26 protein-coding genes are annotated in these 23663 nt (G+C 70.9%); 9 read left to right on the top strand and 17 right to left on the bottom strand.

The window, feature by feature from the left end:
* Positions 1 to 27: 27 nt before the first annotated feature.
* Positions 28 to 438: a cold-shock protein gene (locus JJV70_RS04470; RefSeq protein ID WP_219046367.1), complete on the bottom strand. Its 411-nt coding sequence runs from the start codon at positions 436 to 438 to the stop codon at positions 28 to 30.
* Positions 439 to 552: 114 nt separating this feature from the next.
* Entirely contained in the window at positions 553 to 2142 is a 1590-nt protein-coding gene (gene guaA, locus JJV70_RS04465; protein ID WP_308294677.1) for a glutamine-hydrolyzing GMP synthase, read from the bottom strand.
* Positions 2143 to 2445: 303 nt separating this feature from the next.
* Between guaA and JJV70_RS04460 the strand changes: the two genes are divergently transcribed.
* The 3 genes from JJV70_RS04460 (at position 2446) to JJV70_RS04450 (ending at position 3795) form a co-directional block, all read left to right on the top strand.
* Entirely contained in the window at positions 2446 to 2793 is a 348-nt protein-coding gene (locus JJV70_RS04460) for a chorismate mutase (protein ID WP_219046365.1), read from the top strand.
* Positions 2794 to 3121: 328 nt separating this feature from the next.
* On the top strand, positions 3122 to 3400 hold the full coding sequence (locus JJV70_RS04455; protein WP_219046364.1) for a hypothetical protein: 279 nt from the start codon (positions 3122 to 3124) through the stop codon (positions 3398 to 3400).
* Entirely contained in the window at positions 3400 to 3795 is a 396-nt protein-coding gene (locus JJV70_RS04450; RefSeq protein WP_219046363.1) for a PIN domain-containing protein, read from the top strand. The genes JJV70_RS04455 and JJV70_RS04450 overlap by 1 nt, the downstream gene beginning before the upstream one ends.
* Before the next feature lie 133 nt (positions 3796 to 3928).
* Here JJV70_RS04450 and JJV70_RS04445 read toward each other — a convergent pair whose 3' ends face one another.
* The 5 genes from JJV70_RS04445 to JJV70_RS04425 form a co-directional block, all read right to left on the bottom strand.
* Complete coding sequence (locus JJV70_RS04445) at positions 3929 to 4735, bottom strand: aminoglycoside phosphotransferase (protein ID WP_219046362.1); 807 nt, start codon at positions 4733 to 4735, stop codon at positions 3929 to 3931.
* Positions 4736 to 4830: 95 nt separating this feature from the next.
* Positions 4831 to 4989: a hypothetical protein gene (locus tag JJV70_RS04440; RefSeq protein WP_219046361.1), complete on the bottom strand. Its 159-nt coding sequence runs from the start codon at positions 4987 to 4989 to the stop codon at positions 4831 to 4833.
* On the bottom strand, positions 4986 to 6104 hold the full coding sequence (locus JJV70_RS04435; RefSeq protein ID WP_219046360.1) for a radical SAM protein: 1119 nt from the start codon (positions 6102 to 6104) through the stop codon (positions 4986 to 4988). Before JJV70_RS04435 ends, JJV70_RS04440 begins: the two co-directional genes overlap by 4 nt.
* Before the next feature lie 866 nt (positions 6105 to 6970).
* The gene (locus JJV70_RS04430) at positions 6971 to 7132 is read right to left on the bottom strand and encodes a hypothetical protein (protein WP_219046359.1); all 162 of its coding nucleotides are present in this window, start codon (positions 7130 to 7132) and stop codon (positions 6971 to 6973) included.
* Positions 7129 to 7374, bottom strand: a complete 246-nt coding sequence (locus tag JJV70_RS04425; protein ID WP_219046358.1) for a hypothetical protein — start codon at positions 7372 to 7374, stop codon at positions 7129 to 7131. The genes JJV70_RS04430 and JJV70_RS04425 overlap by 4 nt, the downstream gene beginning before the upstream one ends.
* Before the next feature lie 136 nt (positions 7375 to 7510).
* On the opposite strand from JJV70_RS04425, the gene JJV70_RS04420 reads away from it, so the two are divergent.
* Positions 7511 to 8344 carry a helix-turn-helix transcriptional regulator gene (locus JJV70_RS04420; protein ID WP_257573364.1) on the top strand — a complete coding sequence of 278 codons (834 nt, stop codon included), beginning with the start codon at positions 7511 to 7513 and terminating at the stop codon, positions 8342 to 8344.
* Entirely contained in the window at positions 8341 to 8550 is a 210-nt protein-coding gene (locus JJV70_RS04415; RefSeq protein WP_219046357.1) for a DUF397 domain-containing protein, read from the top strand. Before JJV70_RS04420 ends, JJV70_RS04415 begins: the two co-directional genes overlap by 4 nt.
* 118 nt (positions 8551 to 8668) lie before the next feature.
* Here JJV70_RS04415 and JJV70_RS04410 read toward each other — a convergent pair whose 3' ends face one another.
* The 5 genes from JJV70_RS04410 to JJV70_RS04390 all read right to left on the bottom strand — a co-directional run bounded on the left by JJV70_RS04410 (position 8669) and on the right by JJV70_RS04390 (position 14806).
* Positions 8669 to 9034 carry a PH domain-containing protein gene (locus tag JJV70_RS04410; protein WP_219046356.1) on the bottom strand — a complete coding sequence of 122 codons (366 nt, stop codon included), beginning with the start codon at positions 9032 to 9034 and terminating at the stop codon, positions 8669 to 8671.
* 128 nt (positions 9035 to 9162) lie between these two features.
* The gene (locus tag JJV70_RS04405; RefSeq protein WP_219046355.1) at positions 9163 to 11979 is read right to left on the bottom strand and encodes an FAD-binding and (Fe-S)-binding domain-containing protein; all 2817 of its coding nucleotides are present in this window, start codon (positions 11977 to 11979) and stop codon (positions 9163 to 9165) included.
* Positions 11980 to 12177: 198 nt separating this feature from the next.
* Positions 12178 to 12453, bottom strand: a complete 276-nt coding sequence (locus JJV70_RS04400; protein ID WP_219046354.1) for a DUF2530 domain-containing protein — start codon at positions 12451 to 12453, stop codon at positions 12178 to 12180.
* A gap of 297 nt (positions 12454 to 12750) precedes the next feature.
* Positions 12751 to 14232, bottom strand: a complete 1482-nt coding sequence (locus tag JJV70_RS04395; protein WP_219046353.1) for an FAD-binding protein — start codon at positions 14230 to 14232, stop codon at positions 12751 to 12753.
* Between the two features lie 307 nt (positions 14233 to 14539).
* Complete coding sequence (locus JJV70_RS04390) at positions 14540 to 14806, bottom strand: hypothetical protein (protein WP_219046352.1); 267 nt, start codon at positions 14804 to 14806, stop codon at positions 14540 to 14542.
* Between the two features lie 125 nt (positions 14807 to 14931).
* Here JJV70_RS04390 and JJV70_RS04385 point away from each other — a divergent pair, with 125 nt between their 5' ends.
* Genes JJV70_RS04385 through thpR form a run of 3 tightly spaced genes read left to right on the top strand, consistent with a single transcriptional unit; the run spans position 14932 to position 17662 of the window.
* Positions 14932 to 15369 carry a MarR family winged helix-turn-helix transcriptional regulator gene (locus JJV70_RS04385; RefSeq protein WP_219046351.1) on the top strand — a complete coding sequence of 146 codons (438 nt, stop codon included), beginning with the start codon at positions 14932 to 14934 and terminating at the stop codon, positions 15367 to 15369.
* A gap of 50 nt (positions 15370 to 15419) precedes the next feature.
* On the top strand, positions 15420 to 17057 hold the full coding sequence (locus JJV70_RS04380; protein WP_219046350.1) for an MFS transporter: 1638 nt from the start codon (positions 15420 to 15422) through the stop codon (positions 17055 to 17057).
* Positions 17054 to 17662, top strand: a complete 609-nt coding sequence (gene thpR / locus JJV70_RS04375) for an RNA 2',3'-cyclic phosphodiesterase (protein ID WP_219046349.1) — start codon at positions 17054 to 17056, stop codon at positions 17660 to 17662. The genes JJV70_RS04380 and thpR overlap by 4 nt, the downstream gene beginning before the upstream one ends.
* A gap of 172 nt (positions 17663 to 17834) precedes the next feature.
* On the opposite strand, the gene JJV70_RS04370 is transcribed toward thpR, so the two are convergent.
* The 4 genes from JJV70_RS04370 to JJV70_RS04355 all read right to left on the bottom strand — a co-directional run bounded on the left by JJV70_RS04370 (position 17835) and on the right by JJV70_RS04355 (position 20952).
* Positions 17835 to 18830, bottom strand: a complete 996-nt coding sequence (locus JJV70_RS04370) for an aldo/keto reductase (protein WP_219046348.1) — start codon at positions 18828 to 18830, stop codon at positions 17835 to 17837.
* A gap of 63 nt (positions 18831 to 18893) precedes the next feature.
* Positions 18894 to 19484, bottom strand: a complete 591-nt coding sequence (locus tag JJV70_RS04365) for a Uma2 family endonuclease (protein ID WP_308294676.1) — start codon at positions 19482 to 19484, stop codon at positions 18894 to 18896.
* A gap of 101 nt (positions 19485 to 19585) precedes the next feature.
* Positions 19586 to 20311, bottom strand: a complete 726-nt coding sequence (locus tag JJV70_RS04360) for a GDSL-type esterase/lipase family protein (protein WP_374227246.1) — start codon at positions 20309 to 20311, stop codon at positions 19586 to 19588.
* 167 nt (positions 20312 to 20478) lie between these two features.
* Positions 20479 to 20952, bottom strand: coding sequence for a type II toxin-antitoxin system HicB family antitoxin (locus JJV70_RS04355; RefSeq protein ID WP_219046347.1), 474 nt, complete (start codon positions 20950 to 20952; stop codon positions 20479 to 20481).
* A gap of 402 nt (positions 20953 to 21354) precedes the next feature.
* On the opposite strand from JJV70_RS04355, the gene JJV70_RS04350 reads away from it, so the two are divergent.
* Positions 21355 to 22368, top strand: a complete 1014-nt coding sequence (locus JJV70_RS04350; protein ID WP_219046346.1) for an esterase-like activity of phytase family protein — start codon at positions 21355 to 21357, stop codon at positions 22366 to 22368.
* Positions 22369 to 22504: 136 nt separating this feature from the next.
* Here JJV70_RS04350 and serC read toward each other — a convergent pair whose 3' ends face one another.
* A complete protein-coding gene (gene serC / locus JJV70_RS04345; RefSeq protein WP_219046345.1) occupies positions 22505 to 23623 on the bottom strand; it encodes a phosphoserine transaminase in 1119 nt (372 codons plus the stop codon).
* Positions 23624 to 23663: the final 40 nt, after the last annotated feature.

Genomic DNA, 23663 nt, shown 5'->3' with positions numbered 1-23663 from the left:
GCCGGGGGGCGCCGCGCGCGGCCGGGGTTAGTTCGCGAGCCAGTGGTGGTCGCGGGCCAGGCGGCCGACGGCCTGGCGGACCTGGAGGATCTGGGCGCCGGTGAGGGTGGGGGCGGACTCCAGCAGGGCCTCGGTCAGCTCCTGGCGGAACTCGCGGGTGGACAGCACGTCGCACAGGACGTCCTCGTCCTCGCCGACGTAGCCGGGCTGCGCGCCGCCGCTCCGGCCCGGGGCCGCCTCGACGACGCTCACCACGGACGCCTTCGGGCCGCGCTCGCCGTGCCCGAGTTCGAACTCCACCACCGCGCCCGGCCGGTACAGCGACTTGTCGTCCTGTAGGTCGTTCGCGTGCATGAAAATGTCCTCGCCCCCGTCGTCGGGAACGATAAACCCGTAACCGCGTACGTCATCGAACCGCACGACCTTGCCCAGCGCCACCGCACACCTCACCACAACTGCTCACTACGTCAACGGCCTTGACCGGCCGGTATGCCGCACGCTATCAGGACGCGGCCGGTGCGCCACCGGCCGCGTCAGCGGGGCGGCCCCCGCTCACTCCCACTCGATGGTGCCCGGCGGCTTGCTCGTCACGTCCAGCACGACGCGGTTGACCTCGGGCACCTCGTTGGTGATGCGGGTGGAGACGCGGGCGAGGACGTCGTAGGGCAGGCGGGACCAGTCGGCCGTCATCGCGTCCTCGGAGGAGACCGGGCGCAGCACGACCGGGTGACCGTAGGAGCGGCCGTCGCCCTGGACGCCGACGGAGCGGACGTCGGCGAGCAGCACCACCGGACACTGCCAGATCTCGCGGTCAAGACCGGCGGCCGTCAGCTCCTCGCGGGCGATGGCGTCGGCGGCGCGCAGCAGGTCCAGCCGCTCCTTCGTCACCTCGCCGACGATGCGGATGCCCAGGCCGGGGCCGGGGAAGGGCTGGCGCTGGACGATCTCGTCGGGCAGGCCCAGTTCCTGGCCGACCATGCGCACCTCGTCCTTGAACAGCTGGCGCAGCGGCTCGACCAGCTCGAACTCCAGGTCCTCGGGCAGCCCGCCGACGTTGTGGTGCGACTTGATGTTCGCGGTGCCGGTGCCGCCGCCGGACTCCACGATGTCCGGGTAGAGCGTGCCCTGCACCAGGAAGGCGACCTCGGCGCCCTCCTCGCCCGCCTCCGCGACCAGCTCGGCCTGCGCCTGCTCGAAGACGCGGATGAACTCGCGGCCGATGATCTTGCGCTTGCGCTCCGGGTCGCTGACACCGGCCAGCGCGTCCAGGAAGCGCTGCTCGGCGTCCACGACCTTCAGCTGTACGCCCGTCGCCGCGACGAAGTCCTTCTCCACCTGCTCCGTCTCGCCCTGGCGCATCAGGCCGTGATCGACGTAGACGCAGGTCAGCTGGTCTCCGATGGCGCGCTGGACGAGGGCCGCGGCCACCGCGGAGTCCACCCCGCCGGACAGGCCGCAGATCGCGCGCTTGGCGCCGACCTGCGCACGGATCGCGGCGACCTGCTCCTGCACGATGCTGCCCGCCGTCCAGGTCGGCGCCAGGCCCGCGCCCCGGTACAGGAAGTGCTCCAGCACCTGCTGCCCGTGCGTGGAGTGCATCACTTCGGGGTGGTACTGGACGCCGTACAGCCTGCGCTCGTCGTTCTCGAACGCGGCGACGGGCACCATGCCGGTGGACGCCGTCACGGTGAAGCCCTCCGGGGCGGCCGAGCAGGCGTCGCCGTGCGACATCCACACGCTCTGCTGGCCGGGGGTGCCCTCGAACAGCGTCGAGCCGGGCTTGGCGACGCTCAGCTCGGTGCGGCCGTACTCGCGGGCACCGGTGTTGTCCACGGTGCCGCCCAGGCACTGGGCCATCAGCTGGAAGCCGTAGCACATGCCGAAGACGGGCACCCCGGCCTCGAACAGGGCCGCGTCGATCCCCGGGGCGTCCTCGGCGTACACCGACGAGGGGCCGCCGGAGAGGATGATCGCCTTCGGCTGCTTCGCGAGCATCTCGGCCACCGGCATGGTGGACGGCACGACCTCGCTGTAGACCCGGGCCTCACGCACCCGGCGGGCGATGAGCTGGGCGTACTGCGCACCGAAGTCAACGACGAGAACGACGTCCGGCGGGGTGGGCGGGGTGGGCGCTGAAGCCACGAGACGGCCTTTCGGCGGTGGTGCGGGAGGGATGTGGGCCATTCTACCGACGCCCGCCCCGCGCCCGGCGCCGCTGGTGGCGCCACCCGATGGCATACTGGCCGCATGCACACGCACGCGATCTTCTGGTTTACCTATGGCACCGGCCCGTCCGGCTGCCGTCAGGTCAACCGTCGTCGCGCGTAAGCACCGACACCGACTTCACCAGGCGCCCCGGGCCGCACACAGGCCCGGGGCGCCTGGCGTTTCCCGGGCCACTGGTACCACTGCCGCACCCGGGCCGCTCCGAACCGAGGAGCCCCCATGGCCACCGCCACACCCGCCACTCCCGCCACACCCGCCACGTCCACCGCTCCCGCCTCCGGGGTCACGCGTCCCGCCGCCCCGGAGACGGGGAGCCCCGCGTCACCCGAAGCCGTGATCTCCGCGTGCCGCGCCGAGATCGACGCGCTCGACGCCCGCGTCATCGGCCTGGTACGCGAGCGCATGGCCGTCTCCGCGCGCATCCAGGAGGCCCGGCTCGCCAGCGGCGGGCGCCGGGTGCACCTCGCCCGGGAGAACGAGATCCTCGACCGCTTCCGGGCCGCGCTCGGCGGCCACGGCACGACGCTGGCCATGACGCTGCTGGAGCTGTCGCGCGGCCGGGTGTGAGCCGCCCGCGCACCGAGCCCGTCACCCGTACGGTGCGTGTCCCGGCGTGCGGCGCTTCGTTGGTAGGGATGTCCCCCCCCGGTGGGGACGTGCCACCGGAGCGTGAGGCGCCCGCCCCGCCCTTCTCGGAGGGGTCAGCGCGCCGTGGGACCACGCTCCGGCAGTGATCGGACAGCAGGGGACAGCAGCCCGGTCACGCCCCCTTGCCGCCAGGCGGCAGGGCCTCACGCGGCCGGCCCCGGGACGCCGGGCCCGGCCGCGGCGCGGGCAGGCCGCTCGGTTCCCTGACCCTCGCGGCAACGACCCCGACCCCGGTATGGTTACCGGTATGGCAACGAAGAAGTACACGGTGACCCTGCCGGAGGGCTTGGCGGAGGAGATCCGCAAGGACGTGGGACCAGGCGCGTTCAGCGCTTACGTCACCGAGGCCATCAGGCGCCAGCGGGAACATGACCGGCTCGGCGAACTGGTCGCGTACCTGGAGTCGGAGTACGGCCCCGTGTCCGACGAGGCGATGGCCACGGCAGAAGCGGAACACCGCGACGCCGAACGCTTCTTCACCGAACGCCCTGGCGAGCCGCCGCAGAACCTCCCGCTGGCCGGTTGATGAGCGTCTCCTGCTACGTACTGGACTGCGAAGCGGTTTCGCGGGCCGCTCGCGGGGAAGAGCAGATGGCGGCTCGGCTCAAGTTCGCACACGGCCGCGGGATTCGCGTCGTGACCAGTTCCATGACGCTGATCGAAGCCCACCACGCGCGCATTCGGCGGGCAGCGTGGCAGTGGACACTCTCCCGCATCACCGTCGAACCCGTCACCGAGGAAGTCGCCGATGCGGCCATCAAGCTCCTGGCAGACGCCGGGCTGCACGGCCACAAGTACGCCATCGACGCGGCACTCGCCGTGATCGCGGCGCACCAAGCGGGGAACACGGTGGTCTTCACCTCAGACGAGGATGACCTAAAGAAGCTCTGCGGCGCCCGGATTCTCGTCAGGCGGCTCTGAGGCCGGCCAATCGCGCCCGCACACTCCGGCACCCCGAGGCCGTCCAGCACGGGCCAGCCTGCCGGGCTCAGGGGTTGAATGAGAGCCGCACGTCAGCCCCGCTGTCCGAACTCTTGTAGCTCCGGGAGTTGGGTTACAGGGACTTTCGGTAGTGAGCCCAGCGGCGGGACGCGATGACCATGCGTGCCGTCCAGGGCTCCGGATCGTTGCCGCCGATTTCCTCCCAGATGTTCGCGTTGGCTCCGGCGAAGGCTGTTACGCCGTTCCGAGGAGCTGTCCGCCATGCTGGAATTCTTGCCGCCCATTCCTCCGCCGATTCCGGTTCGTGTCCCCCGGCGGCCATGAGCCACACGACCCAATATCCGGCGTCCAGCCAGGGAGCGCCCCGCGTGGCCCATGCCCAGTCAACGAGGTACGCCGAATCGCCAACTAGGACGTTGGCATTGTTCAGGTCCGTGTGGAGGAGCGTGCTCCCCGTGAAGTGGTCGAGATCCGACGAGGATTCCGCGTACCGCTCTAGACGCTGTTCGGCTCGTCGCAACTCGATATCGGGGCAGGCAACTTCACCCAGCCGGGAAAGCAATTCAGCGACTTTCGGAAGGTCCGGCGAGTCCGGCGAGTAGTCCGCGTGGTGACCGTCCAGGGCTTTGAATCCCAACAGGTCCCAGCCGGATTCTTGGACGCGCCACAACAGCTCGGGAGCGATACCCCGGAGGAAGGGGTTTACTTCGGCTTCGCGGCGCTGAGTCCATGCGCGCATATGATCAGCACGTAGTCCCTTGACGAAGCAGGCACCGGACTCCGTGCAGATGCGCGCTCCAATCTCGCTGTTGAATCCTTGGCTTACCGTCTCAATTTTGAGTACCGGCCCGGTTCGTTCTTCGACGGCAACGAGTACGGCGGACGGAAGTTCCTCGAAGGCGATTCGCGTTGTTGCCATGGTTCCTCACACTCTCACACGACGGGCCGCGCGGACCCCACGACGAGTGAACGCCGTGAAGCCCGCGCGGGATACGCGAGCGGCGCGCGGAGTGCTTACCGGTACGGGTTGTCGTCGTTGCAGGCGGCTGCCGTGCCTTCGGTCAGCGCTTCGACGTCGTCCACGATGACGAGCCCGGTCGGTTCGGGGCTCGTCGGGTAGGTGGTCGGCTCCTCCACGGGGCGGGGGGTGATTTCAACTGCTACTGCGGTCATGCTGCGTCTCCGTTTCCGTGTTGACAGTAGGTTTCCAGTGGTGCCTTCGCTTCCTGGTATGCCTTCGCGAGCGGTCGGCATACTCGGCACGTTGCCGAGAGCTGACAGCCGCTACAGCCGCCGGAGCGAAGCATTTGGGCGTCTGCGATTGCGGGCAGACGCAAGAGGCCGGGAAGCCCCTCAGCCATCAAGTTGATTGGGTTTTCTCGACCGACTTTGCACATGGTCACCCAGCCGTGCGGGTCCACATGAAAGAAGGTGTGTCCGGCGGGGCATCCGTTGAAGACCGTGGATTTGTTCAGGAAGCCCGGCGCTTGCGCGGCAAGGGGTTCGGGGTTGCCGTCGTACGTGGGGGAAATGTTCCCGTACTCGCTGTACGTCGTAGCGTACTCGTCCCCGATAGCGCGCATGGCTTCTACTTCGTGTGCGTTGTACTTCGTGATGATCAAGGCGAGTTCAAGAGAAACCCCGGCTTCGCGGGCAGCGCTGAGCCCTTTCATCAGGAGTCTGAAAGCTCCGGTTTTCCGGGTGAGGGAATCGAAGGTATCAGCAGACGCGCCGTAAAGCGATACCGTCACCTTGTGTGGGGGCATGGACACGAGTAGGTCAATGGTTCGCGGTTGATGGAGTCGAGACCCGTTCGTCAGAATCTCGATCATCATTCCCGCGCCGTACGCTTCCCGGTAGGCGTCGGGAAAGTCCCGGTCAATGGTCGGCTCCCCGCCCGTGAACTGTAGCCAGAGAACGCCAGCGTCCCTCAGCATGGCTAGGAGTTGGCTCTTCTCGTCTCGGGGCAGCCCTTCAAACTTCCGCTCCGCTAGGTAGCAGTGTTCACAGTTGAAGTTGCATCCCTTGTTGATTTCCCACGTTGCGCGGCTGTAGTTGAGCCGGGTTATGGGGCGAACGAGGACCGTTTCCTTACTGGGCTGCCCGGAGAGTTCAAGCCCCCATGCCTTACGCGAAGCGTCGGCAAGCCACGACGGGACGGGGCTTCCGCTGGAAACCGCGTCGGACAGTTCGCGGTACATAGCATGGGGAATGTGCATTCCCTTACGCGCACCGGGGCGCACAATAACGAACTTGTCGCTTTGCGGGCTTACGATCACCTGGTGCATGTTTCCTCCGTCGTGTTGGTTCCCGTCCCTGTCGCCGTGCTGTTCTCTTTTCCGCCGGCAGGGGCGGAGCGTGACCCGCCCCCCTACTGAGGGTGTTCCTGTGGGGGATGGAAACAGGTCTTCTCCGGCAGGGGGCGGGAGTCTTTAGGCTGCCGTGTGGCTGAGTGCGCTTAACCTCCAGTCGGCCACGAGATCAACGGCGATGGGGCGTGCGGACAGGGAGTAGAAAACGTCCGCATCGCAAAACCCAAAGATCCGGTCCGGTCCTCCGGCGTTGATGCTGACCGAGTGACCGGCCGCTAAAGCTTCCATTTGCGTTCCCTGGTATCGGAAGTCCGCCATCCATTCGCGGAAGATCCGGCCGGGGTTGGGGCTTGACGGACCGATTTCCCGAAGGCATTCCGGCGGGATAGGGCCGCACCCTGGTTTCGGGTCAAGTGCGCTGGCAAGACGTGCGGCTTGTCCGAGAAGCCAGCGAACGGCAAGACGGGGAGAGCCTGCGCGGTATCCACCGAGGAACCATTCCCCGGATGCTCCGGGGCTCCGGGCCACGACTTCACACCAGTAGCCGTCTACGAAGCGGGTCATTGCCATGCTCCCGGAACGAGCCGATAGGGGATACCCATCAAGAGCCGGAACGTGAGGTGTTCGCGTTCGCTCTTCTGATGTGTCTCCACCCACGAGGCGGCAGCCTTCTGAGCCGCAAGCGCCGCCTTCCCCTGAGCCCCCGGCGTCTCCTTCTTCGTGGCTTCGACGGTGGGTCCTGCCTGGCCGCACCCGGCGCATTGCATGGCCGCTGTGACCATTTCTGTCCGGTTCCTCGTCGGCCTGGACGCGGAAGCGCCGGAAGGCGTAGCTCTCGCGGGTCACTTCTTCCTCAGCCCTTCCAGATGCGCCGTGATCTGTGCGTCAAGATCCGCTAGGCGCGCCTCCAGTTCATCTCCCGTCAGCTGCCCGCTGGACGGCTCCTGCTGACCGCTGGGCTGTCCCTGGGGCTCGTGCGCCGACTCCGGGGACTTCGCGCTCACCGCTCCGCTCCCGTGGCTCCGTTGGCCCGGAGAGCGGTAGCGAGCGCGCGGGCGGTGGTGATGTTGCAGCGGCCCAGCTCGATCAACGCCAGCGGGGCAGGGCCGGTGCACGATGCCCCGTCCAGCCCCAGGGAGGGCAGGCACACCCCGGCTGCCTTGAGCGCGTCGGCCAGCTCGTCGCGCGCCGACTCCGCGTCTCTGATCTTCTCGTCCGCCGTCTGCCGCTTGTCTGCCGTCGTCATGCCGTAGCTCCGGGGGTCTTGGTGTTCCCGGCTCTCTGCCGGGTACTAACTTTGAGTACATCAACCATGACCGAGCTCACGGCACTTGACGCCCCGTCGGGTGTTGTCAGAGCGAGTGACAACAGCGGGAGTCTGTATGGCCGAACAGATGGACGATGAACAGGACAAGGAGAAGCAAGACGCGCGGGAAACCCTTGCTCATGCACTGGTGACGCTGAGGAAGAAGGCGGGCAAGTCCCTTGCGCAACTAGCAGAAGATACGGGATACGAACGTAGTTACCTAAACAGGCTTGAAACGGGACAACGCATCTCCAAACGCCCCGTAATGGAAGACCTCGATACTTACTACGAAACTGACGGATTGCTCGTCAGACTGTGGAAAGCAGCGCGAGATAGCGTAATTGGGAACCGCTTCAAGCTGTTCATGCAGTACGAGGAGGGGGCGGTGATCATGCACAAGTACATGGCCGCCATCCCCGGGCTTCTCCAGACGGAGGGGTACGCGCGCGCCGTCCTGTCGTCATCCCCGAACCACAGCGATCCCGACTGGCTGGAAGAACAGTTGGCGTTGCGGCTCAGCCGACAGGAGTTGCTACAGCGAGACCAGCCCCCAAGTCTCCGCGTGATCCTGGACGAGTCCACGTTGAGACGGCCCACCGCTGACGCGAAGGTGTGGCACGCTCAGCTTGAGCACCTTCTAGTTTCGGCCGAACACCCCTCGGTCGTGATCCAAGTGCTCCCCTTCACGGCCGGAGTCCATGACCTCATGGGCGGGTCGCTGTCCCTGTTGTGGCAGGCGGACGGGACGGGAGTTGCCTACCTGGAAGGCAACAAGTCAGGCCACTTGGTAGAGGACGCGGAAGAGGTGTCGCAATACCGGCTGTCCTACGATCGGCTAAGGGACGCGGCACTCTCGCCGTCGGCCTCACTCGACTACATCAGGCACATCATGGAAGGCATCGCATCATGAGTACCCCCAACCTTGCCGCCGCACGGTGGCGGAAGAGCAGCTACAGCAACGGGGGCGACGCAACCTGTGTTGAGGTCTCCGACAGCTTCCCCGGCGTCACGCCGGTACGAGACTCGAAGGCCCCCAACGGCCCGGCGCTCCTTTTCCTGGCGGGCGGCTGGGGCGACTTCGTGTCGGCCGTCAAGCGGGGGGAGCTATCCGGCTAACGCTGCCTCCGCTGTCTCGACGCGCGTGAAGCCCCGCCGGTTGGCTTGTGCTGTCCGGCGGGGCTTCGTCGTCCCATCCGGCGCCCCCGAGGCCGTCCGGGGCGTGCGGGCGGTGGGGTCAGTGGGCGACGAACTGGGTGAGGATGGCCTGGACTTCGTAGATGTCCACGCCCTTGGTGAACGTCTTCTGGATCGGTGTCGGGTTGCTGGAGATCCACAGTTTCAGCTCGGCGTCGAGGTCGAACGTGCCGGCGGTCTCCACCGCGAAGTGGGTGATGCTGCGGTAGGGGATGGAGTGGTACTCGACCTTCTTGCCGGTCAGCCCCTGCTTGTCCACGAGGATGAGGCGGCGGTCGGTGAAGAGCATGGTGTCGCGGATGAGCAGGTAGGCGGCGCGCACCTGCTCGCCCTGCCCGAGCAGCCGCCCGTACTCCTGCGCGGCCGTCGCCGGGTCGATCGCGTGTGCGTTCCCAAACAGCGCCATGGTGTAACCCCCAGTGGTGGACGCGTGCGTTGCGTGCTGTGCCCCAGTGTTTCACTCCCGGCAGTGGGAATGCCGCTCGGGATACCGGCGGCACGAGGCGCTGGGGGTGTCGCGTCCGGTCGGCGGCGTCAGGTGAGGTGTTCGGCCAGCACCTCGGCGAGGTGGCGGCTGGGGACGCCGGCGAGGTGCGCGAGCTGGGTGCGGCAGGAGTAGCCGTCGGCCAGCACCTCCGCGCCTGCGGGGGCGGCGCGGACAGCGGGTAGCAGCTGGTCCTCGGCGCAGGCGGCGGAGACCTCGAAGTGGCCCTGCTCGAAGCCGAAGTTGCCCGCCAGGCCGCAGCAGCCACCGGCCAGCTCGCCGGTGAGCCCGGCGCGGTGGCGCAGGCGGCGGTCGGCGGCGTCACCGAGGACGGCGTGCTGGTGGCAGTGGGTCTGGCCGGTCACCGGAGCGTCGATGAAGGGGGGCGGCCAGTGGGGGGCCAGCTCTTCGAGGGTTTCGGCGAACGTGCGCACGCGCGCGGCGAGCCGGGCGGCACGCGGGTCACCGGGCAGCAGCTCGGGCAGGTCGGTGCGCAGGGCGGCGGCGCACGGGGGTTCCAGCACGGTGACGGGCAGGTCGGCGTCCAGCGCCGGGGCGAGGGCGTCCAGGGTGCGGCGCAGCACGGCGCGGGCCTGGTCGAGCTGGCCGGTGGAGACGTAGGTCAGGCCGCAGCACACGGGGTTCGGCGGCACCGCGAGGCGCACCCCGGCGGCGTGCAGGACGGTGACGGCGGCGGTACCGGCGGCGGGCGAGAGGTAGTTGGTGAAGGTGTCGGGCCACAGGACGGCGGTGGGGCCGGTGGGCTGCGCGGCGCGGTCCTGGGCCCGCCACCAGCGGGTGAACGGTACGGGCGCGAGCGGCGGGATGGGGCGCTGCGGGGTGAGACCCGCGACGCGGGTGGCCAGCGCCGCGAGCGGGGGAAGCGAGGCGGCGGCGTTCAGCAGCGGGGCGGTGCGGGTGGCGGCGGCCAGGCGCAGCCAGCGCGGCAGGCGGCCCAGGGCGTAGTGGGCCATGGGGCGGCGTCGCCCGGCGTAGTGGTGGTGCAGGAACTCGGCCTTGTAGGTGGCCATGTCCACCCCCACGGGGCAGTCGGAGCGGCATCCCTTGCAGGACAGGCACAGGTCCAGGGCCTGCCGCACCTCGGGCGAGCGCCAGCCGTCGGTGACGACCTCCCCGGCGAGCATCTCGTGCAGCAGCCGGGCGCGGCCGCGCGTGGAGTGCTGCTCCTCGCCCGTCGCGCGAAACGACGGGCACATGACGGACGTTCCCGACGCGCTGGCCTCGCGGCACTTGGCGACGCCGACGCAGCGGCGGACGGCGGCGGAGAAGTCGCCGCCGTCGTGCGGGTAGGCGAACGCCGTCGGCACGGGTTCGCGCGGCAGCACGGCGAAGCGCAGGTTCTCATCCAGCCGGTGCGGGCGGGCCAGCACACCGGGGTTGAGACCGCCCTCGCCGCGCGCGGCGGCCGGGTCCCAGGCGTCCTTGAACCGTTCGAACAGCGCGACCAGCTCCGGGCCGTACATCTTCGGCAGCAGCTCCGCGCGGGCCTGCCCGTCGCCGTGCTCGCCGGAGAGCGAACCGCCGTGCTGGACGACGAGTTCGGCCAGGTCGGTGGAGAAGGCGCGGAAGCGCTCGACGCCGGGGGCGGTGAGCAGGTCGAAGTCGATGCGGACGTGGATGCAGCCGTCCCCGAAGTGGCCGTAGGGCAGGCCGCGCAGGCGGTGGGCGCGCAGCAGGGCGCGGAAGTCGGTGAGGTAGGCGCCCAGTCGGGCGGGCGGGACGGCGCAGTCCTCCCAGCCGGGCCACGCCTCGCTGCCGTCGGGCAGGCGGGTGGCAGTGCCGGAGGCGTCCTCGCGCACCCGCCACAGGGCGCGCTGCCCGGCGGGTTCGACGACGAGCGTGTGGCCGGTGGTCTCGGACGCCGCCGCCTGGCACAGCCGCTCGGCGTGGGCGCGGGCCTCGCGCTCCGTGGCGCCGCCCATCTCGCAGAACAGCCAGGCGCGCCCGCGCGGCAGCGCGGCGCGGGCGGCGTCGCCGACGAGGTCGCTGGCCATGCCCTCGACAGTGAGCGGGCCGTGCGGCAGCAGGCTCGCGGCGGCCTGAGCGGCGGCCGACTCGTCCGGGTAGCCGAGCACCGCCAGTACCCGCGCCCCGGGTGCCTCCACCAGGCGCACCGTGGCCTGGGTGAGGACGCCGAGCGTGCCCTCGCTGCCGGTGTAGGCGCGGGCCCAGTCCTCGCCGTGTTCGGGCAGCAGCGCGTCGAGCGCGTAGCCGGAGATGCGGCGCGGGAGTTCGGGGAAGCCGGTGCGCAGCCGGGCCAGTTCGCCGCGCACCAGCGTGCGGACGGTGTCGCGGAGCGGGCGCGGCACGCCGTGTCCGCCGGGCGCCAGGTGCGCGGATTCGCCCGCGTAGGTGAGTACGTCCACGGCGTGCACGTTGTCGGCGGTGGTGCCCCAGGCGACGGAGTGCGCGCCGCAGGAGTTGTTGCCGATCATGCCGCCGAGGGTGCAGCGGCTGTGGGTGGACGGGTCGGGGCCGAACATCAGCCCGTGCGGCGCGGCCCGGGCGCGCAGGGTGTCGCAGATGACGCCGGGCTGCACGAGCGCGGTGCGGGAGCCGGGGTCCAGCTCTAGCACGTCGGCCATGTGGCGGGTGAAGTCCAGCACGACGCCGGTGCCGGTGGCCTGCCCGGCGATGCTGGTGCCCGCGCCCCGGGCGACGACCGGGACGCCGTGCGCCCGGCACACCGCGAGGGCGGCGGCGACGTCCTCGGCGTCACGCGGTGCGACGACGCCGACGGGGACGCGCCGGTAGTTGGAGGCGTCCATCGTCATCAGCGCCCTGCTCGCGGCGTCGAACTCCACGTCGCCGCGTACGTGGTCCGAAAGCTCCGCTGCCAGTCGCATGTGCTCAAGCGTGCACCCTTCAGCGGCGCGTCGGCCAGGACGTGCCGCCCCCGGACGCGTCCCCCCGCACCGCCGCCGCGAGCGTGGCCACGGCGCCGAGGTGGTGCGGGCGGCTTCAGCCCGGGTTCAGCTTCCGGGGTCCGCCTCCTCCCGCGTGGCGCGCATCGCGGTCCCGTACCGTCCGGGGCCGCCCGGGCGTCACCGTGGTGGCTCGCGCCGCCGCTCCTCCGCCCGCCGGATGGCCGCCTCCCGGGCCCGGACGTACCACAGGCCGACGAGGCCCAGGCCGCCTCCGGCCAGGCAGGTCCAGATCCACCACGCGTGCCCGCGGTCGGCATACCAGGCGTAGAACGGCACCTGGACGAGGAACAGCGCGAACCAGGTCACGGTGCCGACGGTGACCGTCAGCACCACGTTGCCCTCCAGCGGCTCGGGGGCCTGGTGCCGCCCGTCCAACCACCGACTCAGCCGCATGACCCCACCGCGTCCTTCCGTACCGCCACCGCTACCGCACCAGCGTAGCGAGAACCCCGTTCCCGCCGGTCCCGAGGCTGGGGCGACCGTGCGGGTGGGGGTCATGCCCGCGCGTGGCGGCGGGCGGAACGGCGGTCGGGGCCGCCACTGCCCGCCCTCCGCGTCCGCCTCACCGGTGTCGGTTGCGCGGGGCGCGGCAGGCCGTGCCGGAGGCGCGCAGGGCGGCGCGGCAGGCGGCGATGCCGCGTTTCCGCGTTTCCGCGTTTCCGCGCTGCCGTCTGGTGAGCCGGGCTGGGGTCAGGGCTGGCGGAAGATGCCCGGACCCGGGGTGAGGATGTGGGCCGGGTCGTAGCGGCGTTTAGCGGCGCGGAGGGCGGGCCAGGTAGTGCCGTAGTGGGCGCGCCAGTCGCGCGGGGTGAACGGCACCGAGCCGATCGGGTACAGCGTGCCGCCGTGGCGTTCCCGCATGCGGGTGTAGAGCCGCTCGTTGCGCCGCAGCATCTCCTCGGCGAACGCCGGGTCTGGGCCGGGCGTGCTGGCCACGGTGTTGATGTCAACGACGTACGCCCACGGCGAGCCGTCTGGTGCGGGCAGCCGGGGGTAGGTGCGGCTGGTGTGGGAGCGGCGTTGCGGGTAGATCAGTCCGGCGCCGTAGGGGCCGATGTCGCGCGGGGTGAGCGTCGTCATGACGTCGGCGAGGTAGTCCTCGATGGCGGAGCCGGGTATCCAGACGTCGAACCACGGCTTGACGAAGCTGTCCCAGTCCACCGTTTCCCGCAAGGAGTCGATGGCCTCGTCAATGGTGAACACGTAGTCCAGATAACCCGTGTCGTTGATTTCCGGCGCGGCGGACAGGCCGCTCACGATGGCTGTGTCGTTCGGCGTCCCGGGGCGGTCGTAGAACGCCGTCGCGTGCAGTGTGTAGGTGGGCGTCGGGTCCGGCGCGGTGAATTCGGCGTAGACGTGGTCGATGCCGGGGCGGTCGAGGAGCGTGCGGAGGTCGCGGAAGAACACGGCGTTGTCGGTGTACCGGAGCAGATACGTGCGCGCGCGTTCCGGTGCGGGGACGAGGTCGATGACGGCCTTGGTGATGACGCCGCACTGGCCGAGCCCGCCGAGCACCGCCTCGAAGAGGTCGGGCTTGCGGTCCCGCGAGCAGCGCTCGACCGCGCCGGTCCCGGTGACCACCTCCAGCTCCCGCACGTGGTCCACCTGGAGCCCGGTGCGCAGGCCGCCGACCATGCCGCCGATGCCGCCCACGGAGAGCGTGCCGCCCACGGTCAGCTGGGTGTAGCCGGTGAGGACGGGCGGAGTGAGCCGGGGCGCGTGCTCGTAGGCGGCCTTGGTCAGCTCCATCCAGTGGATTCCGGCGTCCACTTCGGCGGTGCGCGGGCCGAGCGTGTGGATGCGGTTCAGGTGCCGGTTCTCGATGAGCAGCCCGTCGGTGAGGCCCTGGCCGTAGGTGGTGTGCGCCTGGCCCCGGGGGGCCACTTCGATGCGGTGGGCGCGGCAGAAGCGGATCATTCTGGCGATGTCACCGGCGGACCCGGGGCGCAGCACCGCGCACGGCCGTTGATGGACGATGTTGCCCAGGTCGGTGGTGACCGCCTCGCAAGACCCCCGGTCGAGCGCCAGCTCACCGTCCAGCCGGGGCGCGGCGGCGAACGACGGCCCCGTCGCCGCCTCCGCCTCCGTGACCCAGGTGCGCCCGAGCGGGTCGAAACCGACGACCACCGCGGCGGCCCCGGCCGTGGTGAGGAATTGGCGGCGTCCGATCATGTCGCCTCCCGGCGTCATTATCCGGAGGTTCCGTGCCCCAGCCATCGCCCTGCGCAAGACGGCGGCACGTCATTCCGTGCGTATTCCGGGCATGGCAAACTCACGTCAGAAAAATTGCCGCGTGCCCGCTCCCCAACGCGTCGAACGATAGCCAGCCTGATATTTGGGAAACAATCAGACGATTCACAAATCCCTGTCAGAGCCTCTTCAACAGCGGATCAGTGTTGTCGCACGGGCCTGCCACCGGTCGGACGGCGGGGGTGTGCCGGACGGGGGCGTGTCGCTGTCGCTGGCGCGTGGGCGCCGGTCAGGCAGCGCCGGGTGAGTGGGGCGGGGCGTCGGCGGGGGCGGGCGGGGCGTCGGCGGGTGGGGCAGGCGGGGCGTCGGCGCGGGCGTAGAAGCGCTGGGTGCGTTCCACCGCGGAGTGGAAGCGCTCGTCGAAGTCGTCGCGGACGAGGAGGCGCACGACGTAGTCCTGCACGCTCATGCGGCGGCGCGCGGCGTGCTGGGTGATGCGGCCCAGGAGGGCGGCGTCCATCCGGAGGGTGAGGACTTGCGACACGTCCGGGGTCATGCCTCCACGGTCCCGGGCGCGTCGAAACGATCATCCGTCTTTCCGTGTGAACTCACCCAAACGTGTGACAGGGAAGACGACAACCCCCGTAGTTGTTAGACGAGGTAATGAGTTAAGCTAACAACATGCCTGATCTGTCCAGCGGCGCGGACGCCGTCGCCGTCAACGCCCTGCGCACGGCGGTCATGCGGCTGTCCCGCCGCCTGAAACACCAGCGGGCCGACGAGTCGCTGAGTCCGACCGAGATGTCCGTGCTCGGCACCCTCGCCCGGTGCGGAGCGGCCTCGCCCGGCGAACTGGCCCGGCGGGAACATGTGCGGCCGCCGTCGATGACGCGCATCGTGGCCATGCTGGAGGCCAAGGGGCTCGTCCGGCTGGACCCGCACCCCGAGGACCGGCGGCAGAAGATCGTGACCCAGACCGAGCAGGCCGAGTCCGTGCTCGCCGTCGCGCGGGAGAAGCGGAACCACTGGCTGGCCGAGCTGGCCGGCGGGCTCGACGAGGAGGAGTGGGCGAAGCTGCGCGAGGCCGCGCCCGTACTGGAGAAGCTCGCGCACCTGTGAAGGAGCCGGTGAAGGCCGGTAAGGAGACGACGACGAGGAGGCGACGCCACTTGAGTCCGGGACCCGGAGCACACTCCGCACCCGCACCGAACGAACGCACCCCACCCACCACCACCGACCCCGCCCCGGCGCCCACCACGGCCCCTGGGGCCGTCGCGAACGTCCACGGCGCCGCGAGCGCGTCCGCCGCGTCCAGCGCGACCGCCGCGTCCAGCGCGACCGCCGCGTCCAGCGCGACCGCTACCGGCGCGCGCCACGAGACCTCGATGTTCAGCTCGCTGCGCGTGCGCAACTACCGCCTCTTCGCCTCCGGTCAGCTGGTGTCGAACACCGGCACGTGGATGCAGCGCATCGCGCAGGACTGGCTCGTCCACAGCCTCACCGGCTCGGCCACCGCCGTCGGTCTCACCGTCGCCCTGCAATTCCTTCCGCTGCTGCTGTTCGGGCTGTACGGCGGCGTGCTCGCCGACCGCTACGGCAAACGCAAGCTGCTGCTGATCACCCAGTCCACGATGGGCCTGACCGGTCTCGCGCTCGCCGCGCTGACGCTGTCGGGCTCCGTGCAGGTAGGGCACGTCTACGCGCTCGCCTTCGCGCTCGGCCTGGTCACCGTCGTGGACAACCCGGCGCGGCAGACCTTCGTCTCCGAGCTGGTCGGCCCGGCGCAGCTGCGCAACGCCGTCTCGCTGAACTCGGCGAACTTCCAGTCCGCGCGGCTGATCGGACCGGCCGTCGCCGGTGTGCTCATCGCCACGGCGGGCAGCGGGTGGGCGTTCCTGATCAACGGCCTGTCCTTCCTCGCCCCCATCACCGCGCTACTGCTCATGCGCACCGCCGAGCTGACGCCCGCCGCACCGGCCGGACGCGGCAAGGGCCAGCTGCGCGAGGGCCTGCGGTACGTGCGCAGCCGTCCGGAACTGATCTGGCCGATCGTGCTCGTCGGCTTCATCGGCACATTCGCGTTCAACTTCCCCATCTGGCTGACGGCGTTCACCGACAAGGTCTTCCACGAGGGAGCGGGCACCTACGGCCTGTTCAACGTGCTGATGGCGCTCGGCTCGCTGACCGGGGCCCTGCTCGCCGCCCGCCGCGCCACCGCGCGCATGCGGCTGCTGATCGGCGCCGCCGCCGTGTTCGGGCTGCTGCTGTCGGCGGCCGCGCTGACCCCGTGGTTCGTCGCGTTCGCCGCGCTGATGGTGGCGGTCGGCATGCTGGGCATGACGTTCAACGTCACCGCGAACAGCAGCGTCCAGCTGGCCACCGACCCCGCCATGCGCGGCCGGGTGATGAGCCTGTACATGATGGTCTTTATGGGCGGCACACCGATCGGCGGCCCGATCATGGGCTGGATCACCGACGCCTTCGGCCCCCGCGTCGGCATGCTCGCGGGCGGGCTGATCGCCGTGCTGGCCTCCGCCGTCGTCGGTCTGCTGCTGGCCCGCACGGCCGGGCTGCGGCTGAGCGTGGACGTGCGCCGGGGCCGCCGCGTGGTGACGTTCGTGCCACGTGCGGGGCAGGCGGCGGGGGAGCTGGATCAGGCGCGGGAGCCCCTGCCGGTCCCGTCCGGTGCGGCGTTGGCCAGCCCGCCGTCCGCCCGGCCCGCCACCTCGGACCGGCCTGCCACCTCGGACCGGCCCGCCCGCTCGGACCGGCCCGCCCCGGCCGGCGTCGGCGGGGGCGCGCGATGAGGCTGTTCGCGGCCCTGCTGCCCCCGCGCGAGGTCGTGGCCGCGCTCACCGCCGAGGTGCGCGCCCTGCACGCGCTGCCCGACGCGGACGCGCTGCGCTGGGCGCACGCCGCCGGGTGGCACGTCACGCTCGCGTTCTACGGCGAGGTGCCCGACGCCGACGTCCCCGGACTGGGCACCCGCCTGGAGCGGGCGGCGCGGCGCGGGCACCCGCTGGGGCTGCGCCTGCACGGGGGCGGCCGGTTCGCCGACCGGGCGCTGTGGGCGGGCATCACCGAGACCGAGGACGGCGCCCTGGCCGACTTGGCGCACCTGGCCGCCGCCGCCCGTGCGGCCGGACGCCGGGTGGGTGCCGGTCGCCACCCGGACGCCGGGCCCGCCCGCTACACCCCGCACCTGACCCTGGCCCGCGCGCGGGGTGCGCGGCTCGCCCCGTTCGCGGACGCGCTCGCCCCGCTCACCTCACCGCCCTGGCGCGCGGACACCCTCACCCTCGTCCGCAGCCACCTCCCCCACTCCGGCATCCCCGGCGAACAGCCGCGCTACGAGGCCGTGTCCCACTGGCCGCTCGGCCGCCCGGCCGACCGGCTACCGTGGACGCCGTGAACGCCAAGACCCGCAAGCTCGTCGTCAGCGCCGCGCTGCTGCTCCTGCTCGCGGTCGTCGCCGCCGTCGCGGTCATCGGCGCGTAGCCGCCGGACGAGCCGCCGCGCGTCCCGCCCGCCCGCGTCGTGGCCCCTACCGGCGGACTCGTGCCGGGGCGCTCCCGGGACGGCGGCTACCAGGCGAACGCCTCCGGGGACGGACCCGGCCCCGGAAAGATATCGTCCAGCGCCGTCAGCACCTCCGCACCGAGTTCCAGCTCCACCGCGCGCAACGCCGACTCCAGTTGCTCCCGGGTACGCGGGCCGACGATCGGCCCCGTGACCCCCGGCCGCGTCAGCAGCCAGGCCAGCGCGGTCTCGCCGGGCTCCAGCCCGTGCTGGTCCAGCAGGTTCTCGTACGCCCGCACCTGTTCGCGGATCGCGGTGTTCCGCAGCGCGTCCGCTGACCGGCCGGACGCCGAGCGCGCCGCGCCGCCCGCCTGCTCCTTGCGCAGCGCCCCGCCCAGCAGCCCGCCGTGCAGCGGCGACCACGGGATGACGCCGAGCCCGTAGGCCCGCGCGGCCGGGATGACCTCCATCTCGGCGCGCCGTTCGGCCAGGTTGTACAGGCACTGTTCGCTCACCAGGCCCAGGCTGCCGCGCCGCGCCGCCGTCTCGTTGGCCCGCGCGATGTGCCACCCGGCGTGGTTGGACGACCCGGCGTACAGGATCTTCCCCTGCTGCACCAGCACGTCGATCGCCTGCCAGATCTCCTCCCACGGCGTGCGCCGGTCAACGTGGTGGAACTGGTAGAGGTCGATGTAGTCGGTACGCAGCCGCTTGAGGCTCGCGTCCACGGCCCGGCGGATGTTGACCGCCGACAGCCGGTCGTGGTTCGGCCAGTTCTGCCCGTCCACGTTCATGTTGCCGTACACCTTGGTGGCCAGGACGACCCTCTCGCGCCGGTCCATCCCGCCGGCGAACCAGGAGCCGATGATCTCCTCCGTCCGGCCCTTGTTCTCGCCCCACCCGTAGACGTTGGCGGTGTCGAAGAAGTTGACGCCCGCGTGCAGCGCGGCGTTCATGATCTCGTGTGCGGCCGCCTCGTCCGTCTGCGGCCCGAAGTTCATGGTGCCCAGCACCAGCCGACTGACCTTGAGCCCCGTGCGGCCCAGCTGTGTGTACTCCATGCCGCCCAGCCAACGCCTTGGAGCCCACTCCAGGCAAGCACGCGGCACCGGCCGTACGCCATCTCAGTCCCGCGCGAAGGCGTCCGTGGTGAGGGTGATGCCGACGACCGTGTCGGTGAGGTCGATGTCGATACCGAAGTCAATGGTCAGCTGACTGCCGTAGCCAACGTCTTTGGGCTGGGTATAGACGTGGCAGCGGCCGGCATAGGGATCGACGATCAGGTAAACGGGCACCCCGGCGGCGGCATAGGCGCGATTCTTGGGGCCGTAGTCGTTGGCGCCCGTACCTTTGGAGATCACCTCGGCGACAAACTCGACGTCTTCGTGCCGGTACCGGGCGGAGGGCGTGATAGCCACACCTTCCCGGAGCACCGTGACGTCGGATGCGAAGCCGTTCTGGTGGCCGGGGAAGTCGATGCGCACGTCTGACTTGATGCGCTTACGCGCGTATCGCGCGTCCAGTTGGGAGCTGATCTCGAAGATAAGGTCCCAGTGGTTCGGCCGCTGCGGCGACATGTAGACGATCCCCTCGACAATCTCGACCTTGTACCCCTCGGGGACGGGCATGCGCTCAAGCCGCTCGAACAGCTCGTCCAGGCTGAGATCGTCGCCGTCGGCCATGTCGGTCCTGTCGTCGTGCAGTGCGATGGTCACCGTGGCGCTCCTCCCCGCTGCCCTCGGAAGGCGGGGACAGCCGCGCGGTACAACGATACGCACAGCGTCCAGGTCACGGGCGGAGCGCAAACGCGTTCGACTCACACCTGTGCCGCGAGCGGGGCGGGGTAGGGGGCACCGAGGGACCACGCGGTGTGCAGCGCGTCGGCGAAGGCGGCGGCGAGACGGTGTTCGCCGGGGGCCGAGGGGTGGGTGCCGTCGTAGGTGTCGCGGGTGAGGTCCCAGTCGGTGGGCGGCACCGCGAGCACCAGCGGGGAAGCCGGGGTCGTCAGCTCCGCGACGGCTCCGGCCAGCAGCGCGTTGAAGTGGGACACCTGGGCGGCGAAGGGGGCGTCGGTGGCGGCGCGCACGTTGGGGATCACCGGCAGCAGCACCGCGCGCACCGAGGGCCGGGCGGCGCGGGCGGCGGCGAGGAAACGGTGCGCGTTGGCCAGGGTCTGCTCGGGGCAGGTATAGAAGCCGAGGTCGATCAGGCCGAGCGATATGAGCAGGACGTCCGGTGCGTATCGGGCCACCGCGTCACCGATGCGCGGGGCGTGGTGCAGCCAGCCCTCGCCCCAGCCGGCGAGGTGGCGGCGCGCGGCGGCGGGGAACGCCGGGTCACCGTAGGCCGGCGAGCCCTCGTGCAGCGCGGAGTGCGGGCCGGTGAACTCCACCGGGCCGAGGCCGCTCAGGTGCTGCCAGAGGCGGTAGCGCCAGGTGTAGTCACCGGCGGCACCGATGGTCATCGAGTCCCCGACCGTCATGTAGCGCACCGGCACATTCTGCCGGGCCACCGCTGTGACCTGGGGCGTGATGCCGCTCACGCACCCGAGGAGGAGGACACCGTCCGCGACGCCATCAAGCTCGACGTGGGCGCCGCCACCCGCGCTCCACGCACTGGCCGTGTGGGGAGCGCGGTACCGATGGACTCGCGGATCACCTCACCTCAGCATCTCGCAGCGTCCCCGGCTTTCGCCCCCGGGCACCGGACTCAGGCGGCGGCCCGGCCCCCGCCTGGCTCGTGCCCGGGTCCGCTGCCAGAGCGGCGTCGCGCTGGGAGCACACCGTGCTCCTGCGCTGTCTGAGCCGCACGCTCCTTGAGCAACTGGGAGACCCGCTGGAAGGAAACGCCCAGCAGCCGGCCCGCATCACGCTGGCTCAGCTCACGCGTCAACACGGCGGCCGCCTCCAGCGCGGCGGATTTCTCCCCCACGACGGCATCCGCCGCGGCCGCCCGGGCCGCCGCCAGATGCGCCAGCGCTTCCCGCGCGTCGCGCGACAGCACCGGCTCCACCTCCACGCGCACGTCGCCGGGGGCGACATCCAGCATCACCGCGATGGCTTCGCTCGCCACGGTTTCCGCCTGGTCAAGACGTTTGGCCTGAGTGAAAACGCCCGGCAGTTCCGGAACCTCCAAGGCCCACCAGTCACCGGTTCTCCGTGCCGTGACCCGATACCCGCTCACCGCCACCATCCCTCGCCCAGTTCGGCTTCCAACGCCTCGCAGATGCTCTGCGCGGTCAGCTCGTTGATCTCGGTGTGCTTGGGAATGACGACTGACGTTCCGCCACAGCGCCACACCTGGTGTGGCTTCCCTTCTGCCGCAGCATGTCAAGCACCACATCCTCGGCTTTCGCGCGCTCTCTGATCTTCCTGACGAGATCCCGGTACTTCACGAGTGTAAGTCAATGACTACTTGACATGACAAGTCAAATCAACCTAGACGTGAAGCGGCAAGGCGCCGCCGCGCATCCGGAACTCGTACTTCTGTTGCCCTCGGCTGCCCCCGCCCCAGAGGTTCCGCTCCCCCAGTTGCTATCCGCCGCCCCTGCGCAGGCGGTGGGGCGGCGGATGGCAGGCTGGGGGCATGTGGACACGGGTGGCGGGGATCGGGGTCGGGCTGGTGCTCGGGGCGGCGGGCAGCGCGGTGGCCGACGAGGGCGGGCCGGGGTTCGTCTTGCGGGACCCGGCCATCGTGGAGAGCAGCGGGCTCGCGGCCAGCCGGACGCACCCCGGGGTGTACTGGACGCACAACGACAGCGCGAACCAGGCGCAGCTGTTCGCGGTGGACGGTGAGACCGGCCATACGCTGGCGACGGTGACGCTGACGGGCGTCGAGGGGCGTGACCTGGAGGCGGTGTCCGTCGGCCCGGACGGTGACCTCTACGTAGGCGACATCGGCGACAACCTCGGCGGCACGTGGCCGCACGTGTGGATCTACCGGTTCGCCGAGCCGGAGCAGCTGGCGGACACCACCATCGAGCCGGAAGTCCACACCGTGCGGTACGCGGACGGCGCGCGGGACGCCGAGTCGCTGGCGGTACACCCGCTCACGGGGCGGGTGTACATCGTCGGCAAGACGGAGGGCGGTGACGGGCTGTACGCGGGGCCACAGTCGCTGTCGGCGGACGGCGTCAACACGTTCGAGCGCGTCGCCGACATCGGCCTGTGGGCCACCGACGCCGCGTTCTCACCGGACGGCACCCGGCTCGCGGTGCGCAGCTACTTCGGCGCGCTGATGTACGCGTGGGAGGACGGCGCGCCCGAGCGGCTGGGGCGGCTCCCGGTGCCGATCCAGCAGCAGGGGGAGGCGATCACCTTCACCCCGGACGGGCGGCACCTGCTGTACGGGAGCGAGGGCGCGGGCACGGAGGTCGTCGCGAAGGAGCTGACCGGCGAGCTGCTGCCGGTGGCCGCGGCGGAGGGTGCGGACGGGGACGCGGGCGAGGACCCCGCGCGCACCGGTCCCGCCCGGGACGGCGCTGGCTCCGGCGAGGGGCGGGACGTGGACGGGGACACCGTGGCCATCGGCGGCGCCGTCCTCGCCATCGCCCTCGCGGTGTGGCTCGGCCTGCGCGGACGCCGCAAGCACGCGCGGTGAAGGCCCGCCCTGACAGCCCGAGCGCGCCGTGGGGACGGGCGCACGGGCGGGCCGGGTGGGGGCGATCCCCGCACCGCGCAGGAGCCCAGGGAGCTGCGGGGATCGTGGGTCGGGCTCGTCGCGGGGGTGGGGGCTGTCAGAGCTTGTCGATGACGTAGTCCACGCACGCCGTCAGCGCCCGCACGTCGTCCGGCTCGACGGCGGGGAACATGGCCACCCGCAGCTGGTTGCGGCCCAGCTTGCGGTACGGGTCGGTGTCCACGATGCCGTTTGCGCGCAGCGCCTTGGCGACGGCCGCTGCGTCCACCTCGTCGGCGAAGTCGATGGTGCCGACGACCTGCGAGCGCTGCGCCGGGTCCACCACGAACGGCGACGCGTACTTCGCCGCCTCCGCCCAGCCGTACAGGTGGCGTGCGGAGGTGGCGGTACGGCGCACGGCCCAGTCCAGGCCGCCCTGGCCGTTGATCCAGTCGAGCTGGTCGGCCAGCAGGAACAGGGTGGCCAGCGCCGGGGTGTTGTAGGTCTGGTTCTTGCGCGAGTTGTCGATCGCCGTCGGCAGGTCGAAGAAGGCCGGGATGTGGCGGCCGGACGCGGCGATGCGCTCGGCGCGCTCCAGCGCGGCCGGGGAGAACACGGCGAGCCACAGCCCGCCGTCGGCGGCGAAGGACTTCTGCGGGGCGAAGTAGTAGACGTCGGTCTCGGCGATGTCCACGGGCAGGCCGCCCGCGCCGGAGGTGGCGTCCACCACGACGAGCGCGCCCTCGTCCGCACCGGACACGCGCTTGAGCGGCAGGGCGACGCCGGTGGAGGTCTCGTTGTGGGTGAGCGCGTAGACGTCCACGCCCGCCTCGGCCCGCGCCTGGGGATGGGTGCCCGCCGGGGACTCGATGACGCTCGGCTCCGCCAGCCACGGCGCGAGGCGCGCGGCCTTGGCGAACTTCGAGGAGAACTCGCCGAAGGACAGGTGCTGGGAGGTGTTCTCGATCAGCCCGTGCGTCGCGATGTCCCAGAACGCGGTGGAGCCGCCGTTGCCCAGGACCACCTCGTAGCCGTCGGGCAGGGAGAACAGCTCGCGTACGCCCTCGCGCACCCGGCCGACCAGGTTCTTGACCGGGGCCTGGCGGTGGGAGGTGCCCAGCAGGGAGGTGCCGGTGGCGGCCAGGGCGCTGAGCGCCTCGGTCCGCACCTTGGAGGGACCCGAACCGAAGCGTCCGTCGGCGGGCTTGATGTCAGCGGGAATCTGGATCTCAGCCACGGGGTGAGCCTAGCGGCTCGCCCCGTGGCTGACGGCGCCG

Source organism: Streptomyces sp. JJ66, assembly GCF_019303495.1.
In the GTDB taxonomy this organism is placed as follows: domain Bacteria; phylum Actinomycetota; class Actinomycetes; order Streptomycetales; family Streptomycetaceae; genus Streptomyces.
The sequence above is the reverse complement of the archived record's forward strand: the minus strand, read 5'-3'. Positions and strand labels throughout refer to the sequence as shown.

Excerpts from the sequence above, each read along its gene's own strand:
- JJV70_RS04390 (WP_219046352.1), bottom strand. The coding sequence starts at position 14,806 with ATGACCCCGGACGTGTCGCAAGTCCTCACCCTCCGGATGGACGCCGCC.
- JJV70_RS04370 (WP_219046348.1), bottom strand. The coding sequence starts at position 18,830 with ATGGAGTACACACAGCTGGGCCGCACGGGGCTCAAGGTCAGTCGGCTG.
- JJV70_RS04455 (WP_219046364.1), top strand. The coding sequence starts at position 3,122 with ATGGCAACGAAGAAGTACACGGTGACCCTGCCGGAGGGCTTGGCGGAG.
- JJV70_RS04410 (WP_219046356.1), bottom strand. The coding sequence starts at position 9,034 with ATGGCGCTGTTTGGGAACGCACACGCGATCGACCCGGCGACGGCCGCG.
- thpR (WP_219046349.1), top strand. The coding sequence starts at position 17,054 with ATGAGGCTGTTCGCGGCCCTGCTGCCCCCGCGCGAGGTCGTGGCCGCG.
- JJV70_RS04405 (WP_219046355.1), bottom strand. The coding sequence starts at position 11,979 with ATGCGACTGGCAGCGGAGCTTTCGGACCACGTACGCGGCGACGTGGAG.
- JJV70_RS04400 (WP_219046354.1), bottom strand. The coding sequence starts at position 12,453 with ATGCGGCTGAGTCGGTGGTTGGACGGGCGGCACCAGGCCCCCGAGCCG.
- JJV70_RS04395 (WP_219046353.1), bottom strand. The coding sequence starts at position 14,232 with ATGATCGGACGCCGCCAATTCCTCACCACGGCCGGGGCCGCCGCGGTG.
- JJV70_RS04350 (WP_219046346.1), top strand. The coding sequence starts at position 21,355 with ATGTGGACACGGGTGGCGGGGATCGGGGTCGGGCTGGTGCTCGGGGCG.
- JJV70_RS04440 (WP_219046361.1), bottom strand. The coding sequence starts at position 4,989 with ATGACCGCAGTAGCAGTTGAAATCACCCCCCGCCCCGTGGAGGAGCCG.
- JJV70_RS04445 (WP_219046362.1), bottom strand. The coding sequence starts at position 4,735 with ATGGCAACAACGCGAATCGCCTTCGAGGAACTTCCGTCCGCCGTACTC.
- JJV70_RS04435 (WP_219046360.1), bottom strand. The coding sequence starts at position 6,104 with ATGCACCAGGTGATCGTAAGCCCGCAAAGCGACAAGTTCGTTATTGTG.
- JJV70_RS04450 (WP_219046363.1), top strand. The coding sequence starts at position 3,400 with ATGAGCGTCTCCTGCTACGTACTGGACTGCGAAGCGGTTTCGCGGGCC.
- JJV70_RS04415 (WP_219046357.1), top strand. The coding sequence starts at position 8,341 with ATGAGTACCCCCAACCTTGCCGCCGCACGGTGGCGGAAGAGCAGCTAC.
- JJV70_RS04460 (WP_219046365.1), top strand. The coding sequence starts at position 2,446 with ATGGCCACCGCCACACCCGCCACTCCCGCCACACCCGCCACGTCCACC.
- JJV70_RS04385 (WP_219046351.1), top strand. The coding sequence starts at position 14,932 with ATGCCTGATCTGTCCAGCGGCGCGGACGCCGTCGCCGTCAACGCCCTG.
- JJV70_RS04420 (WP_257573364.1), top strand. The coding sequence starts at position 7,511 with ATGGCCGAACAGATGGACGATGAACAGGACAAGGAGAAGCAAGACGCG.
- JJV70_RS04425 (WP_219046358.1), bottom strand. The coding sequence starts at position 7,374 with ATGACGACGGCAGACAAGCGGCAGACGGCGGACGAGAAGATCAGAGAC.